The sequence below is a fragment of the Streptomyces sp. NPDC057099 genome (assembly GCF_042671245.1).
Taxonomy (GTDB): Bacteria; Actinomycetota; Actinomycetes; order Streptomycetales; family Streptomycetaceae; genus Streptomyces; species Streptomyces purpurascens.
The window spans coordinates 119273-133556 of record NZ_JBHUTX010000013.1 but is presented as its reverse complement, the minus strand read 5'-3'; the positions used below and the strand labels follow the sequence as shown (position 1 = coordinate 133556).

The window sequence follows — 14284 nt, the reverse complement described above, 5'->3', positions numbered from 1 at the left end:
TGGTGACCACACCGCACGACACCCCCTCCAGACGCCCGGCACCCCTGCCCTCGCTGACCGGCCTGCGGTTCATCGCGGCGGTCCTGGTCTTCTTCTTCCACTCCTCCTTCTTCGAGCCCCTGACGAACCCCTTCGCGGACCGCGGCCAGGCCGAGGGATTCCAGTGGCTGTTCAGCAAGGCGGGCTGGATGGGGGTGTCCTTCTTCTTCGTGCTGAGCGGCTTCGTCCTGACCTGGTCGAGCAGGCGTGACGACACGGTCGTGGCGTTCTGGCGCCGCCGGCTGCTGAAGATCTTTCCCAACCATGTCGCCATGTGGGCGCTGGCGATGGTGCTCTTCGCCGGGGCGGCGACCCCGCTCACCGCATGGCTGCCGAACCTCTTCCTGATCCACTCCTGGTTCCCGCAGCACGGCATCTACATCAGCGTCAACGCGCCGAGCTGGTCGCTCTGCAGCGAGCTGCTGTTCTACCTGCTCTTCCCCTTCCTCATCCGGCCGGTGCGGCGCATCCGTACGGAGCGGCTGTGGGCCTGGGCCGGCGCCATGGTGGCCGGCATGGTGGCCCTCGAAGCCGCCGTCGACCTGCTGGTCCCGGCGCAGCCGCGCACCCCCGAGGGATTCCCCATCTCCTCCCTCCAGTTCTGGCTCGGCTACAACTTCCCCCCTGGCCGCCTGTTCGAGTTCGTCCTCGGCATGCTGCTGGCCCGGCTGGTTCTCGCGGGCCGGTTCCCCCGCGTACCGCTCGCCGGTGCGCTCGCCCTGGCCGTGGCCGGCTACGCACTCGCGCTGAACGTGCCGTTCCTCTACGGGTTCACCGTGGCCACCGTCGTCCCGGTCGGTGTGCTGGTGTGCGCGGTGGCCCTGGCCGACCTCCGCGACGAGCGCACGCTGCTCGGCGGCCGCGTGATGCGCTGGCTGGGGGAGGTGTCCTTCGGCTTCTACCTCGCGCAGTACGTGGTTCTCTACTACGGCCGGACCCACGTCCTGCACAACAGGACCTACGGCCTGGTCGGCGGCGTGCTCGAACTGCTCGTCATGCTGCTGGTCACGCTCGCCCTGGGCTGGCTGCTGATGGTGTGCGTCGAACGCCCCGTCATGCGCCGGTGGGCCCGGCCCCGCAGCAGCAGCACGCCCCGGACCCCGTCCGAACCGGTCCTCGTGTCGCCGGCGGCCTGAGCCCGACCCCGGTCTCGCGGTGTGTCAGACGCCGACGGCGTGGGAGTCGTTCTCCGCCGGGGCGGTACGCAGTTCCCGCAGCCCCCGGGAGAGCGCGATCAGGCCCGCCAGGTCGCTCTCGTAGTCGGCGGCATGACTGTCCCCCGGGGCCACGAACACCGTGGGTTCCGGTGTCGCGGCAGCGGCGAGGTCGGCCTCACCGCGCAGCCGCAAGGACCGGTCGACCAGACGCACCAGGTCGGGCCCGGCCGCAGGCGAGGCCTGCTCCCCGGCCCCCTCCCCGTCCTTCTCCGCGACCGTCTCCTGCGAGGCGAGGTGCAGATAGGGGCTGAGCCGGGTGAGCCCGTCCCGGCACTCCACGTACCTGCGGTACACGGCCGAGGTGTAGTCCAGGAGCGGCAGCCACCGACGGCCCCGGCGCTGCTCCAGGACCAGCTCCGGATAGAAGTCCACGAGCCGCTGCCACAGCTCTCCCAGCTCACGGAACCGGGCCCGCTGGACGGAGCGCTCCCGCAGGAACTGAGCGGCGCTCGCGAAGCACGGCAGGCTCAGCCCGGCGCACACCGCGATGGTGGCCAGCTGGCCGAACAGGAAGATGTTCGGGTAGGTCAGGTGATGCCCGAAGCCACGGCAGGCAGGGCAGTTGACCCACAGGATCCGCAGGACGCAGCTGAGGGCGAGCCCGAGGAGACCCGCGGAGACGGTCCCCAGGGCCGCCTGGAGCAGCGGCCGGCGACTGCTCCGGGCGTGCCGCACGGCGAGCACGGCGCACGTGGTGTAGCCGAAGACCAGATAGGCGCCGCCGATGTCGTAGAAGGCGCGCACCTGCCAGTGGTCCAGATACGGCAGGGCGAAGGTGTGGTCGCGCAGGCCCGGCGGCATCAGCGCGGTCACGCCGGCCATCGCGGTCAGACAGAGGAGGCAGAACACCACCTCCCAGCTGCGCCACAGCGCCCGGCGCCGCTCGCACAGGAAGCTGACCATGAGGCACAGCCCGGTCAGGATCGCCACGTTGTACGCGAGCTTCGTGAAGCCGGTGAAGGCGAGGCCGTCCAGCGCCGCCGGATCGGAGAGCTGGGCCGGCACGTTGCCCGCGCCCAGCAGGAAGAGCGACAGGCACAGCTGCAGCCGCATGGGGGCACGGAAGCGCTGCCGGATCAGCAGCGGAAGCGTCCACGCCGTGCCGCCGAGCAGCGTCACGATGGCCAGCAGATTCACGAAGTCCTTCACAGCGGCCCGCCCACCGGAGCACGGCCGCCGCATTCCCGTCTCCGGCGACACCGGACGCACGAGGTCCCCGCACGCCCCGTCCCTCGGCCGAACACACGCCCCCCTCGTCCCCGAACCCACTGACAGGCCTCACGCAAGCTACGGCGCCCCGGTAGCGAAGAGCAAACCCAAAGTGATCACCACCCCGACGCCCCGGCCGGGAGGGCCGTCCCTCGCCGCGGGGCCTCCTGCGGCAGGATGGTGAATGGCCGTTTTCGTGTGGACACCAACGGTGCTGGTGCAGCGGCTGCGTCTGACATCGCGCTGAGCACTTGAATGCCTCATCAATGCGGATGAGTTGAGGCGCGGCGTAGGGGCGATCGAGCGGAACCGCTCGTGGGGTGGCTGCTCGCGTCCGCGACTGCTTGGGCAAAGACGCGGAAGGTCGAGACCCGTTCACGGGTGCTCAGGCCGCGCAGCGCTGACAAGAAGCCGACCAGAAGGGCCAGCGGGTAGATGGCGCGCTGGAGGGCGAGTACGCCAGCGCAGATCACGGTGGACAGCAGTGCCACGGTCACGATGAGAGCCCCTTCGGAACGACGGCGCACCGACTGGTGCGCTGCCGCTCATACAAGGCTGCGTGGTACCGGAACTCCGAGGCGCCATGTGCGCCAGGGCGCTCGAAGTGCCTGGTCAGACAGATAGACCGGTCGAGGTCGTCAAGCCAGAGCACCCACTTCCGACGGCGGGTCTCCGGTAGGGAGATGTGCGACAGTACGGGGCTCAGCTCGCTTGCCGCAGGCGGTGCGATGATCCAGTGGTCGGAAAGTTCGCGTCGTACAGCCTCGAAGGCGCACCGTGATTTTCCGGCCGTGGATTCGCCGACCAACAGGACAAGGCCACCGTTCTCCCTGGCTTCCAGCAGTTGAGCTGAGACTGCCCTGTCCGCGTCCCGTGGCACGTAACTCGGTAGTGAAGGAGCATCCTCCAGACGACTCGTTCGGTGTACGCCCAGTTCCAGGGGATTGGCGTCAGTCACCGGACGGACCGGGATCTGGACTGGGCCGACCGTGATGTGACGCGATTCTTCCTGCGCCGGAGTGGGATTCTTTGCTCGTGCTGCGCGCAGTAGGCGATCCCAGGCTGCCGGGTCGGCGAGTGCGGCGGGGAGGGTGATGTTTCGCTGCCGAGCCAAGGTGTCGATCGCACGAAGGAACTGTCGAAAGAGCTTGCTTGTCGGTAGGTGTTTTCCGCTTCGCCAATCACTGATGCGCTGTACTGACAGGGAAGTTCGTCCAAGGCGATCCTTGCTCGCAGAGCAGATCGCGGTCGGCTTAGGGGAGCCGGCGGCAGCGAAAAGCGCCTCCAGGTGCTCCCGGAACTTCAGCCTTCCCCTGTGCGCAGCCATGAGGGGAGTAACTCTCCAGCGCTGTCAGATGGTTCCCAGGTCGACGGTGCAGGAGAAGGGTGCGGCAGCCTTGATCACGCCGGTGAACATCTCGCCGTCCCTGTAGGCGGTGGTGGCGGGGTCGAGAACATAGGTGTAGACGATCGGGACACCGGTGGCGGCCTGTTCGATACGCCAGTAGAAGGGGATGCCGGCCTTGGCGTACTGATCCACCTTCACGATCCGGTCGGTGGTCTCCGAGCCGGGCGATACGACCTCGACGACCAGGAGTACGTGTTCGGGGCGGGTGGGCGTGAGGTCGATGGTCTCCGCCCGGTAGACGATGACATCCGGACGGCGGTTGGTGAGTGGAACGTCCTGCAGGCGGACGTCGAAGTCAGTGTCGGCATTCCAGTCCGGGCCTGCGGCGGCGTCCAGGGCATTGGCCAGGATTCGGGCCAGCCGATTGTGCCGCTTGGATGCGCTCGGGCTCACAACGACCATTCCGTCCACGATCTCAATGCCGGCGCACTGCTCCTCGGACCAGGAGTCGTACTGCTCCGCGCTGATCTGCTTATGCATCCACGCGGGCGCCACCATCTCGGCGGTCATGGTGTACCTCCTCCGAGGAGCCTCTACAGTTCCAGGGCTGCTGCGCCCATCAGCCTACTGTCCTGTGATGCCGGGGCGCCTGATTCGGAAGAGCGCGATGGCCCCCTTCGCCATTTGGGCGCACCGGCAACCCTCGAGCCGGTGGGGGAGCCAGTGCACTTGCTGAGTTCGTGAGAGCCGACCAGGTGTGACGCCATTGGGCAGCGTAGATGATTACCGATAGTGACGACCTTGATCTCTAGGTGATGCGCGGACGCAAGCAAGAGGGCGGCCGAAGGTCGACCGCCCAGGTGGTTGAAGCGAGCGCCAGGCTCGTACTGCGTCGGCGCTGCGGAGCCTTTGGACTCACCAGAGGCGCCGGTCCCAAGGTGCACCCCGCCCGAATAGCTCGCTGGGCAGGATGTTCTGGGCATTGTGAGAGGCTGGATCGCATGAACCGGCTGGCTGGTGTGACCTCGCCTTATCTGCTGCAGCACGCTGACAATCCGGTCGACTGGTGGCCCTGGTCGGCGGAGGCGTTCGAAGAGGCACGGCGGCGCGACGTGCCCGTTCTGCTGTCAGTCGGCTACTCGGCATGTCACTGGTGCCACGTCATGGCCCACGAGTCCTTCGAGGACCAGCAGACCGCCGAGTACCTCAACGCGCACTACGTGAGCGTCAAGGTCGACCGCGAAGAGCGCCCCGATGTGGACGCCGTCTATATGGAGGCCGTGCAGGCGGCGACCGGGCAGGGCGGCTGGCCCATGACCGTGTTTCTCACGCCGGAGGCCGAGCCGTTCTACTTCGGCACGTACTTCCCGCCCGCACCCCGCCAGGGCATGCCCTCCTTCCGGCAGGTGCTCCAGGGCGTGCACCAGGCGTGGGACGAGCGGCGGGACGAGGTGACCGAGGTCGCCGGGAAGATCGTCCGGGATCTGGCGGGACGGGAGATCTCCTACGGGGACGACCGGACCCCCGGTGAGGAGGAGCTCGCGCAGGCGCTGCTCGGGCTCACCCGGGAGTACGACCCGCAGCGCGGCGGATTCGGCGGGGCGCCGAAGTTCCCGCCGTCCATGGCGCTGGAGTTCCTGCTGCGGCACCACGCGCGGACCGGCGCCGAAGGCGCCCTGCAGATGGCATCCGACACCTGCGAGCGCATGGCCCGGGGCGGGATCTACGACCAGCTCGGCGGCGGTTTCGCCCGCTACTCCGTCGACCGCGACTGGGTCGTGCCGCACTTCGAGAAGATGCTGTACGACAACGCCCTGCTGTGCCGGGTGTACGCCCACCTCTGGCGTGCCACCGGGTCGGAACTCGCGCGCCGGGTCGCTCTGGAGACCGCCGACTTCATGGTGCGCGAACTACGGACGAACGAGGGCGGGTTCGCCTCCGCGCTCGATGCCGACAGCGACGACGGGACCGGCAAGCACGTCGAGGGCGCGTACTACGTGTGGACGCCCGAGCAACTGCGTGAGGTGCTGGGGGAGGAGGACGCCGAGCTCGCCGCGCAGTACTTCGGCGTGACCGAGGAAGGCACCTTCGAAGAGGGCGCCTCCGTTCTGCAGCTGCCGCAGCAGCAGGAAGGGCTGGTCGACGCCGGGAAGATCGCCTCGGTGCGGGAGCGGCTGCTCGCGGCGCGGGCCGAGCGGTCCGCGCCCGGCCGGGACGACAAGGTCGTCGCCGCCTGGAACGGCCTCGCGATCGCCGCGCTCGCCGAGACCGGCGCCTACTTCGACCGGCCCGACCTCGTCGAGGCCGCCGTCGCCGCCGCCGATCTTCTGGTGCGGCTGCACCTGGACGAGCAGGCCCGGCTCACCCGCACCAGCAAGGACGGCCACGCCGGTGCCAACGCGGGCGTCCTGGAGGACTACGCCGACGTGGCGGAGGGCTTCCTCGCGCTGGCGTCCGTCACGGGTGAGGGCGTCTGGCTGGAGTTCGCCGGGTTCCTCGTCGACCACGTCCTGGTCCGCTTCACCGACCCGGAGTCGGGGTCCCTGTACGACACCGCCGCCGACGCCGAGCAGCTCATCCGCCGCCCGCAGGACCCGACCGACAACGCCGCCCCGTCCGGCTGGACCGCGGCGGCGAACGCCCTGCTCGGCTATGCCGCGCACACCGGCTCCGAGCCCCATCGCACCGCCGCCGAGCGGGCGTTGGGCGTCGTCAAGGCGCTCGGGCCGCGCGTGCCCCGCTTCATCGGCTGGGGGCTCGCCGCGGCGGAGGCCGTGCTGGACGGGCCACGCGAGGTCGCGATCGTGGGACCGTCGCTCGATCACGAGGGCACGAGGACCCTGCACCGCACGGCACTCCTGGGCACCGCGCCGGGCGCGGTCGTCGCCGTCGGCGCTCCGGAGAGCGACGAGTTCCCGCTGCTCGCGGACCGTTCTCTTGTCGGTGGTGAACCGACCGCGTATGTCTGCCGTAACTTCACATGTGACGCGCCGACAACGGAAGTTGACCGGTTGCGTGCGGTGCTGAACGACTGAAGTCGGGAATCAAGGGAAACACGCTCTTTATCTGAACAGCCCCCAGGCTTCACAGTTCCCCCCTAATCTCTGCACGGTGACGTGACGGATGGGGCCGCACCGGCACACCGTCACGCCTGGGGGTTCTGGGATCTGGGGGGATCTGTTTGCTCACGTCTGTCTTCATCGCTGCCGTCTCACTGGCTCTGTTCTGGATGGCGGCCTTCACCCTGTGGTGGCAGATGCACGCCTGGCGTACGCCGGAAGTGCTCGCCTCCACGCGGTTCAGCAGCCCGGACGGGGACGAGCACGTCTCCTTCTCGCTGCTGCTGCCCGCCCGGCACGAACAGGCGGTGCTGGACCACACGATCCAGCGGCTGCTGGAGTCGAGCCACACCGACTTCGAGATCATCGTGATCGTCGGGCACGACGACCCGGAGACCACCGAGGTCGCCGAGAAGGCCGCCGCACGTGACCCACGGGTCCGTGTCGTCGTCGACACGCACGAGAAGAAGAACAAGCCGAAGGCCATGAACACGGCCCTGCCGCACTGCCGCGGCGATGTCGTCGGGGTCTTCGACGCGGAGGACCAGGTCCACCCCGAGCTCCTCGCGCACGTCGACCACGCCTTCCGCACCACCGGCGCGGACGTCGTCCAGGGCGGCGTGCAGCTGATCAACTTCCACTCCAGCTGGTACAGCCTGCGCAACTGCCTGGAGTACTTCTTCTGGTTCCGCTCGCGGCTCCATCTGCATGCGCAGAAAGGATTCATTCCGCTCGGCGGCAACACCGTCTTCGTCCGCACGGACGTCCTCAGGGAGGCCGGCGGCTGGGATCCGGACTGCCTCGCCGAGGACTGCGACCTGGGCGTCAGGCTCTCCAGCGTCGGCAAGAAGGTCGTGGTCGCCTACGACTCCGACATGGTGACCCGGGAGGAGACCCCGGGCTCGCTGATGTCCCTGCTGAAGCAGCGCACCCGCTGGAACCAGGGGTTCCTCCAGGTGTACCGGAAGAAGGACTGGAAGCAACTGCCCACCCTCGGGCAGCGGCTGCTCGCCCGCTACACCCTGATGACCCCGTTCATGCAGGCCTTCACCGGCCTGATCATCCCGCTGAACGTGGCGATCGCGCTGTTCCTGGACGTGCCCGTCGGCATCGCCTTCATCACCTTCCTGCCGGCCGTCACCGCCCTGGTCACCTTCGTCTTCGAGATCGTCGGACTGCACGACTTCGGCAGGCAGTACGGGCTGCGCGTCCGCTTCGCGCACTACCTCAAGCTGGTCCTGGGCGGCCCCTTCTACCAGGTCCTGCTCGCCGGGGCGGCCGTGCGCGCCGTATGGCGTGAGCAGCGCGGCCGCAACGACTGGGAGCTGACGACCCATGTCGGCGCCCATCTCGACGAGACGCGGCACGACGTTCCCGTGACCCGAGAGGACGTTCCCGCGTGACCTCCACCCTTCCCGCGGCGACCACCCCGAAGGTCCCCGCGCAGCGGCAGCCTGTGCGGGGCACCGCTCCGGCGGCCCGTCGCATACCCGAGCCGCCGAGCCGGCTGCGCTCCTCCCGGTCCGACCTGATCCTCTGCGGTGTCCTGCTGGTCGCGGTCCTCACCGTGCAGGGCTGGAACATCGCCGACTACCCGGCCCTCAGCGACGACGAGGGCACCTACCTCGCCCAGGCCTGGTCGGTCCAGCAGGGCGACGGCCTCGCCCACTACACCTACTGGTACGACCACCCGCCCCTCGGCTGGATCCAGATCGCCGTGCTGACCTGGATCCCCGCGCTGATCAGCCCCGAGTCGATGACGGTGGGCACCATGCGCGCCGCGATGCTGCTCGTCAGCGGCGTCAGCGCGGTCCTGGTCTTCGTGCTGGGCCGCCGTCTGGCGCTGCCCCGCTGGGCGGCCGGACTCGGCATGGTGTTCTTCGGGCTCTCCCCGCTGTCCGTGGTCCTCCAGCGGGAGATCTTCCTCGACAACCTCGCGGTGATGTGGACGCTGCTGGCCTTCACCCTCGCCGCGTCCCCGAGCCGCCACCTCTGGCACCACTTCGGCGCGGGCATCGCGGCCGCCACGGCCGTCCTCACCAAAGAGACGATGCTGCTCGTCCTGCCCGCCCTGTTCCTCACCATGTGGCGCCACAGTCACAAGGACACCCGCAAGTTCGCCCTCGCCGGAGCCGTCACGGCCTGCACGCTGATCGGCTTCTCGTACCCGCTGTTCGCCCTGCTCAAGGGCGAGCTGCTGCCGGGCGCCGGGCACGTCTCCCTCTGGGACGGCGTCAAGTACCAGATGACCAGACCCGGTTCGGGCTTCGTCCTCGACCAGGGCTCCGGCTCCTGGGGCGTGCTCCAGTCGTGGCTGTACTACGACAAGATCCTGCCCCTCGGTGGCCTCGCGGGCGCGCTGCTCCTGCTCGTCACCTGGCGCTGGTCGGTCACCGCCCGGGCCCTGGCCGGACCGGCCCTGGCCGTCGCGATCTTCGCCGCGCTGGCCCTGCGCCCGAACGGCTACCTGCCCGCGATGTACGTCATCCAGGCCCTGCCGTTCCTCGCGCTCGTCCTCGCCGGCGGCACCGCCTCCATCGCCCACGGGGTGCTGCGCCGCCGGCGCACCGAGGCGGAGAAACGGTACGTCAGCCTGGGCCGGTACACACTCGCCGCGGTCCTGGCCCTCGCCGCCTGCGCCTACGTCGTACCGCGCTGGTACGACGGTGCCCGCATCGCCGTCACCACCGACGCCAACGCCGGCTACCGGGCCGCCTCGAAGTGGCTGGCCACGGAGGTCGAGGACCCGGAGCGCACCCGGGTACTGGTGGACGACGCCCTCTGGCTGGACCTGGTGCACCAGGGCTACCGGCCGGGGCTCGGCGTCATCTGGTTCTACAAGGCCGACCTCGACCCGGCGGTGACGAAGACGATGCCGCGCGGCTGGAAGGACCTGGACTACGTCGTCGCCTCGCCGACGGTACGGCGGGACGCGGCCGACCTGCCCAACGTCAAGGCCGCCATGGAGCACTCGGACCCGGTCGCCACCTTCGGCACCGGCGAGGACCGCATCGAGATCCGCCAGATCCAGACGTCCGCCGGAGGCGCGCGATGAGCCAGGAGTCCACCGCCCCCGGGGAGGTCGTCGAGACCGAGACCACCGAGATCCCCGAACCGGGCGCCGTCACCGTCGTCGTACCGACGTTCAACGAGTCGGCGAACGTACGGCAGCTGCTGCACCGGATCACCGAGGCGGTCCCGGCCCGGCTGCCCTGCGAGGTCGTCTTCGTGGACGACTCCACCGACGACACGCCCGAGGTCATCCAGAAGGCGGCGCGGGACTGCCCCTTCCCGGTGACTGTGCTGCACCGGGACGAGCCGGTGGGCGGGCTCGGCGGCGCGGTCGTCGAGGGCCTGAAGGCGGCGACCTCCGACTGGATCGTCGTCATGGACGGCGACTGCCAGCACCCGCCCTCGCTCGTGCCCGACCTGGTCGCCACCGGCGAGCGGGCCAACGCCGGGCTCGTCGTCGCCTCCCGGTACATCAAGGGCGGCAGCCGGGCCGGGCTCGCGGGCAGCTACCGGGTGTTCGTCTCGCGCGGGGCGACCTGGCTGACCAAGGCGCTGTTCCCGCGCCGGCTGCGCGGCATCAGCGACCCGATGAGCGGCTTCTTCGCGATCCGCCGCAGCGCCGTCACGGCGGAGGTCCTCCAGCCCCTCGGCTACAAGATCCTCCTCGAACTCGCCGTCCGCAGCCGCCCGCGCACGGTCACCGAGGTGCCCTTCGTCTTCCAGGACCGGTTCGCCGGGGAGTCCAAGTCGACCGCCCAGGAGGGCTTCCGCTTCCTGCGCCACCTGGCCGGGCTGCGCACCGCCTCGCCGGCCGCGCGCATGGTCGGCTTCGGCCTGATCGGGCTCACCGGCTTCCTGCCGAACCTGGTCGGCCTGTGGGCGCTGACCGCGCTCGGCATGCACTACGTACCGGCGGAGATCCTCGCCAACCAGCTGGGCGTCGCCTGGAACTTCCTGCTCATCGAGCATCTGCTGTTCCGCGAGCGGCGCCGGCACCGCCGCTGGTGGGACCGGGCCGGGCGGTTCGCGCTGCTCGCCAACGCCGATCTGGTGCTGCGCATCCCGCTGATCGCCCTGTTCGTGCACCAGTTCCACCTGGGTGTGCTGTCCGCCACCGCGCTCGCGCTGGTGACGACGTTCGTCCTGCGCTTCGCGGGGACCGAAGCGCTGGTCTATCTGCCGCGCCGGGGGCGTGAGAAGCCCGTGCGCGGGAGCACCGCAGAGCAAGGAGAGCCGTGTGAACAGACGTCGTAGAGCTACCGCACTCCTGGCCGTGGCGGGCCTCGCCTCGGGCCTGCTGCTGGCCTCTCCGCAGACCGCCTCCGCCGCCAACCTCATCAAGAACCCGGGCTTCGAGACCGCCGGCACCGGCGACATGCCGTACTGCTGGGAGAAGTCCGGCTGGGGCGACAACGACTTCACCTTCACCACCACGGCCGACGCGCACTCCGGCGGCAAGGCCATGAAGGTCGAGCTGACCCGCCGCGCCGACGGCGACCGCAAGGCCCTGATCACCGAGTCCGCCGAGTGCGCGCCGGTGGTGACGCCGGGCAAGCAGTACGACCTCGGCCTCTGGTACAAGACGACCACCCCGGACGCGGCCCTCACCCTCTTCCGGCACGACGCCACGGCCGGCTGGCAGTACTGGACCGATCTCAAGACGCTGGACCTGGCCGGGAACTGGACCGAGGCCACCGTCCGCACCCCCGAGGTCCCGGCCGGCACCGACCGCATCTCCTGGGGCGTCTCCGTCTACGGCACCGGCTCCGCCACCACCGACGACTACCGGATGGACCAGGTCCCCGACCCGGTCCTGCCGCCGCGGTGCACCGGCACCGCCGAGCAGTGCGCCAACGGCAAGTGGGACGTCCTGCCCACCCGGAACCCGGTCCGCTCCATGCACTCCGTCGTCCTGCACAACGGCAAGGTGCTGCTCATCGCGGGCTCCGGCAACGACGAGTCGATGTTCGAGGCCGGCACCTTCACCTCCTCCGTCTACGACCCGGCGGACGGCTCCTACAAGATCGTCCCCACGCCGAAGGACATGTTCTGCGCCGGGCACGTGCAGCTCCAGGACGGGCGCGTGCTGGTGATGAGCGGCAACAAGGCGTACCCGGTGCCCGGCGGGCACGGCTACGAGGGCTACAAGGACTCGTACATCTTCGACCCGGAGACCGAGACCTATTCCAAGACCAACGACATGAACGACGGCCACTGGTACCCGTCGGCGACGATCCTCGGCAACGGTGACGTCATCTCCTTCGGCGGCCTGCGCGAGGACTCCACCGGCTCGGTCACCGCCGAGCTGTTCTCCGAGGCCGAGCAGCAGTGGCAGCCGCTGTGGAAGGTCAACCAGACCTGGTCGTACTGGGGCCTGTACCCGTCGATGATCCTGATGCAGGACGGCCGCCTCTTCTACTCGGGCAGCCACGTCTTCGGCAACAACATCCCGGGCACCGGGTCGGCGATCTACGACTACGGCGCCAACACCACCACCCAGGTGCCGGGCCTGCGGAACAAGGACGAGCGCGACCAGTCGGCGAGCGTGCTCCTACCCCCGGCGCAGGACCAGAGGGTCCTCACCCTCGGCGGCGGCAACATCGACTCCAACCCGGAGGCGAACCGCCTGACCGACATCATCGACCTCAAGCAGCCGAACCCCTCGTACGTGGCCGGACCGCCGATCCCGCAGGGCACGGTCGACCTCGGCAACGGCCCGGTCCCGCAGAGCGGCAACCAGGGCAAGATGTACGTCTCCGCCGTGCTCCTGCCCGACGGCAAGGTGCTGGAGACGGGCGGCGCGCTGCACAACCGCGCGAACCCGGTCTACGAGACGTCGATCTTCGACCCGGAGGCGGAGACCTTCGACCCGGTGGCCGTCGACCCCGAGGCGCGCGGCTACCACTCGTCGGCGTTCCTGCTCCCCGACGGCCGGGTGATGACGACCGGTGACAACCCGGGCAACGGCACCTGGAACCACGACGTGTCGGTGTACAGCCCGCCCTACCTGTTCAAGGGGCCGCGCCCCACGATCACCTCGGTGATCGACACCGAGTGGACCTACGGCGACACCCAGCGGATCACCGTCGACCGGCCCATCGCCAAGGCCCAGCTGATCCGCCCGGCCGCCGTCACGCACTCCTCCGACCCGAACCAGCGGTTCGTGGACCTGCCCCTGTCGGTGGACGGCGACAACGTCGACCTGAACGTGACGAGCAACCCCAACCTGGCCCCGCCCGGCTGGTACATGCTCTTCGCGGTGGACGCCAACGGGGTGCCGTCGGTGGCCGAGTGGGTGCACCTCCAGGGTCCGCGGGCGCTCCAGGCCACGGACGCGTCAGCGCACGTCCACGACTTCGCCGACGCGCCGAAGGGCAAGGTGGTGAAGCCCGGCGAGAAGCGGGTGTCGCAGAAGGTCAGCCCGACGATCTCCGGCTGTGACCGCCACTACGGCTCGATCAACGTCTGCGTCCCGACCGACTTCCCGGCGGAGGTGAGGACGTCGACGGCCGCCCGCTGCGCGTGGCTGAAGGCGAACGACTACGGCCGCCTGAAGGTCAACGGCAAGGACGACCCGCTGGGTCTGGACCGGAACAGGGACGGCATCGCCTGTGGAAAGGGTGATGTGAGGAAGGGTCAGCGCTGACCGCGTGACTCCGCCAGGGCGCGTTCCACGATGGCCTCCAGCTGCTCGTGGTGCGCGCCCTTCCAGTACGCCCGGCCGCACTCCGTGCACTGCGCGAACACGTCGTACGTCGCGTGCGTGCCGTGCTTCAGCTGGTCGGAGACCTCGTCCTTGGTCGCCTTGCGGAGCACCCCGTTGCAGGCGGTGCAGCGCGTCCAGGGAAGCAGCTCGGGCCGGAACCGGTCCAGGAAGTCACGGAGCTGCTCCTCGGGACGCGTGCTGTACACGAACGCCCCCGCCCACAGCTCACGCCTGCGCAGCAGCCCCCGGTCCCGGCTCAGCATGACCCGCTGTTCCGCCGCCGAACGAGCGGCCAGCGCCGGGTCGCCGATGTCGGTCGACTCATAGGCCGTGTCCACGCCGAGCAGCCGCAGCCGGCGGGCCAGCGTGCCGAGGTGCACGTCGAGGAGGAAGCGCAGGGGAGCGCCCGGGACCTTCTGAGGGCGTGCGACGGTCCGTACGGACACGGACTCGCCGGCGACCGGGACGTGCGAGACGGGCACCTCGCGGCCGTCCACGACCAGCGCGCCCACCTCGGTCAGCGGCACGCCCAGCGACTCGACGACATGGCCGAGGCTGGAGAATCCGTCGGTGGCGGCCGGCACGGAGCCCGTAGGCCGGGCCCGGGGGACGAACACATGCAGCTCGGGGGCGAACTCGACGTGGATCTCGGGACCGTTCACTCGGTCAGGATGACACGGCGGCGGGCCGCCGC

General features: G+C 69.6%; 10 protein-coding genes. 6 read left to right on the top strand and 4 right to left on the bottom strand.

Going from position 1 to position 14284, the window contains the following annotated elements:
- Window positions 1-2 precede the first annotated feature (2 nt).
- Window positions 3-1175, top strand: a complete 1173-nt coding sequence (locus tag ACFT4A_RS19310) for an acyltransferase family protein (protein WP_382831712.1) — start codon at window positions 3-5, stop codon at window positions 1173-1175.
- A gap of 24 nt (window positions 1176-1199) precedes the next feature.
- Here ACFT4A_RS19310 and ACFT4A_RS19305 read toward each other — a convergent pair whose 3' ends face one another.
- The 3 genes from ACFT4A_RS19305 to ACFT4A_RS19295 all read right to left on the bottom strand — a co-directional run bounded on the left by ACFT4A_RS19305 (window position 1200) and on the right by ACFT4A_RS19295 (window position 4383).
- Window positions 1200-2405: an MAB_1171c family putative transporter gene (locus ACFT4A_RS19305; RefSeq protein ID WP_382831710.1), complete on the bottom strand. Its 1206-nt coding sequence runs from the start codon at window positions 2403-2405 to the stop codon at window positions 1200-1202.
- Window positions 2406-2728: 323 nt separating this feature from the next.
- Window positions 2729-2962: a hypothetical protein gene (locus tag ACFT4A_RS19300; RefSeq protein WP_382831707.1), complete on the bottom strand. Its 234-nt coding sequence runs from the start codon at window positions 2960-2962 to the stop codon at window positions 2729-2731.
- A gap of 854 nt (window positions 2963-3816) precedes the next feature.
- Window positions 3817-4383 (bottom strand): Uma2 family endonuclease, encoded by a 567-nt coding sequence (locus tag ACFT4A_RS19295; RefSeq protein ID WP_382831704.1) that lies wholly within the window; start codon window positions 4381-4383, stop codon window positions 3817-3819.
- A 431-nt stretch (window positions 4384-4814) separates the two neighbouring features.
- Here ACFT4A_RS19295 and ACFT4A_RS19290 point away from each other — a divergent pair, with 431 nt between their 5' ends.
- The 5 genes from ACFT4A_RS19290 to ACFT4A_RS19270 all read left to right on the top strand — a co-directional run bounded on the left by ACFT4A_RS19290 (window position 4815) and on the right by ACFT4A_RS19270 (window position 13530).
- Window positions 4815-6848, top strand: a complete 2034-nt coding sequence (locus ACFT4A_RS19290; protein ID WP_382831702.1) for a thioredoxin domain-containing protein — start codon at window positions 4815-4817, stop codon at window positions 6846-6848.
- Between the two features lie 146 nt (window positions 6849-6994).
- Window positions 6995-8275 carry a glycosyltransferase gene (locus ACFT4A_RS19285; protein WP_382831699.1) on the top strand — a complete coding sequence of 427 codons (1281 nt, stop codon included), beginning with the start codon at window positions 6995-6997 and terminating at the stop codon, window positions 8273-8275.
- The gene (locus ACFT4A_RS19280; RefSeq protein WP_382831696.1) at window positions 8272-9927 is read left to right on the top strand and encodes an ArnT family glycosyltransferase; all 1656 of its coding nucleotides are present in this window, start codon (window positions 8272-8274) and stop codon (window positions 9925-9927) included. Before ACFT4A_RS19285 ends, ACFT4A_RS19280 begins: the two co-directional genes overlap by 4 nt.
- The gene (locus ACFT4A_RS19275; protein ID WP_382831695.1) at window positions 9924-11138 is read left to right on the top strand and encodes a glycosyltransferase; all 1215 of its coding nucleotides are present in this window, start codon (window positions 9924-9926) and stop codon (window positions 11136-11138) included. Before ACFT4A_RS19280 ends, ACFT4A_RS19275 begins: the two co-directional genes overlap by 4 nt.
- Window positions 11122-13530 (top strand): galactose oxidase-like domain-containing protein, encoded by a 2409-nt coding sequence (locus ACFT4A_RS19270; protein ID WP_382831692.1) that lies wholly within the window; start codon window positions 11122-11124, stop codon window positions 13528-13530. The genes ACFT4A_RS19275 and ACFT4A_RS19270 overlap by 17 nt, the downstream gene beginning before the upstream one ends.
- Here ACFT4A_RS19270 and ACFT4A_RS19265 read toward each other — a convergent pair.
- Window positions 13521-14252 (bottom strand): Mut7-C RNAse domain-containing protein, encoded by a 732-nt coding sequence (locus ACFT4A_RS19265; RefSeq protein ID WP_382831689.1) that lies wholly within the window; start codon window positions 14250-14252, stop codon window positions 13521-13523. The two genes, ACFT4A_RS19270 and ACFT4A_RS19265, sit on opposite strands and share 10 nt — an antisense overlap.
- Window positions 14253-14284: the final 32 nt, after the last annotated feature.

What these genes read in the sequence shown, in the direction of transcription:
- ACFT4A_RS19290 (WP_382831702.1), top strand. Translation starts at nt 4,815, where the DNA reads ATGAACCGGCTGGCTGGTGTGACCTCGCCTTATCTGCTGCAGCACGCT.
- ACFT4A_RS19275 (WP_382831695.1), top strand. Translation starts at nt 9,924, where the DNA reads ATGAGCCAGGAGTCCACCGCCCCCGGGGAGGTCGTCGAGACCGAGACC.
- ACFT4A_RS19295 (WP_382831704.1), bottom strand. Translation starts at nt 4,383, where the DNA reads ATGACCGCCGAGATGGTGGCGCCCGCGTGGATGCATAAGCAGATCAGC.